At 45.4% G+C, this 791-nt stretch carries 1 protein-coding gene; it reads right to left on the bottom strand.

Annotation, left to right across the window (positions count from 1 at the left end):
- Positions 1 to 56 precede the first annotated feature (56 nt).
- Positions 57 to 791: aryl-sulfate sulfotransferase (locus ACVBJC_RS20395; protein ID WP_447162725.1), on the bottom strand; the 735-nt coding region annotated here is incomplete at its 5' end.

Below are 791 nucleotides of genomic sequence, written 5' to 3'. Positions count from 1 at the left end.
AAGCAACTCAAGCAACTCAAGCAACTCAAGCAACTCAAGCAACTCAAGCAATAAGCTTATTTTAGCATCTCGTTAATACGAATAACTTGAGCGCGATAGCCAGTGGCAAACATATCGTGGCTGTCGATATTGATGCGCACTGCAGGCTTTGTTTCACCATAACGGTGTTCGACCAAAATGGATTTTACCTTACCCGTGGTGTCATCCATCTTCATGTTACCGTAACCGCCACCTAAACCGAATAAGCCCGCAGAAGCAAAGTAACTCATCATGCTGTCTTTATCGGCTTGGTATTTAACGATAGAGGTAATTGGCGAGTATCCCGCGTAGCCAAGTTCATCCTTGCCATACTGCCAAACTTGTTGCACCGTCATGTTTTGCTCATCGATTTTATACTCCACAGAGCGAGAGTACTTTTCATTGGCAAACATTGGCTGACCTAAATCGCGGCCGTCACCGTTGTCAAATACGGTTAAGGTACCCTTTTCAGGGACTAAATAAGCCGTGTGCGATGTCCAGCTAAAGTCAAAATCCTTGTCCTGACAAGCGCCCTTCTCGTTGCACCAAATAGGCTCACCTTCTGCAGTGATTGGCTTTAATAGCTTATCTTGGTATTTTTCACTCCAGCCCTTACTGGCACTTAAAATCCACTTTACTTGCTTATCGCGGCCAATTTTAATCACCGCCGATTGATGACGTGAGCTGATAATAATGCTGTCATCGGTTGGATCGTACTCGATAGAGTTAACGTGGATCCAATTGCGACCGGTTGCCACACCGTGAATATCGCC

The sequence above is a fragment of the Shewanella sp. 0m-6 genome (genome assembly GCF_052977325.1).
This window is presented reverse-complemented; position numbering and strand designations above follow the sequence as displayed.